Origin of the sequence: Paenibacillus zanthoxyli JH29 (assembly GCF_000520715.1) — a bacterium.
Taxonomy (GTDB): domain Bacteria; phylum Bacillota; class Bacilli; order Paenibacillales; family Paenibacillaceae; genus Paenibacillus_AQ; species Paenibacillus_AQ zanthoxyli.
This window is the reverse complement of the sequence record NZ_ASSD01000328.1, coordinates 1-830: the sequence shown is the minus strand read 5'-3', so window position 1 is coordinate 830 and position 830 is coordinate 1. Positions and strand designations below refer to the sequence as shown.

Genomic DNA, 830 nt, shown 5'->3' with positions numbered 1-830 from the left:
AAATTTCTGTGTCTACTATCTTGACAGAGGTCCAAATGTGAGTGCAAACGATCCGGAATTGTCATGGGCCACTCCTGTTTGAAAGATAATCTCCGCTTCATCGGGGTAAACAGCGGCTAAGTCTAAAAGCAGCGTTCTGGCTTCCTTCAGGATCGCCTGGCCTTGCTTGGCTCTTGAAGCTTTACAATATCCTTCCGCACTAACAGTGAGCAGCACTCCACATGTGAGGAGTAGACAGTGACAACAATTCAAAATTGTGTCCACAGATTGGTGTTTGCTCTAATGAAGATTTGAGAAAAGGCTACCAAGGCTAAACCACAGTTGAACCGTAGTTGATTATAAGCTAGATGGCAAAGCATTAAGATACATCATAATACAATCTTTATTTGTTTTTAATGCGTCTATTGTTTTTGGGTGTGGCTGTTTATATACTACAGGATAATCCAACTCGTCGTATTCTCTCCGTACCGAGAAAGCTAGTTTTTCTTTGTTTAAAGAGAATTCGGAATTGACACCCAGCTTATTTCCACAAGCATCCAAGCGAATCCATCTTCGGATAGATTTAAGATAAACCGCATTTAAAGCATGAATGCAGTATCCCGTATCCGGCGTATCTCCTATTCTTTAAAAAACAATACTTCCGAGGCTTTACATGTTATTCGTGAACTTTGAATATCCCATGAATGCGATATTTCGTCGCGAACAAATTCGTAAGCCTTTTTCACAAAAATGGTCTTCATCAGTCGATGTTGAATATAATTCCGATGCTTTTTACTTTAATAGATAGATGACTATATTGAACCTCTCATGACTAAAGTCACGAGATTCTT

At 39.4% G+C, this 830-nt stretch carries 1 pseudogene; it reads right to left on the bottom strand.

From position 1 onward, the window contains the following. Positions 1-336: 336 nt before the first annotated feature. Positions 337-722 (bottom strand): annotated as a pseudogene (locus tag L691_RS33560) (transglutaminase-like domain-containing protein); the annotation flags it as partial. Between the last annotated feature and the right edge of the window lie 108 nt (positions 723-830).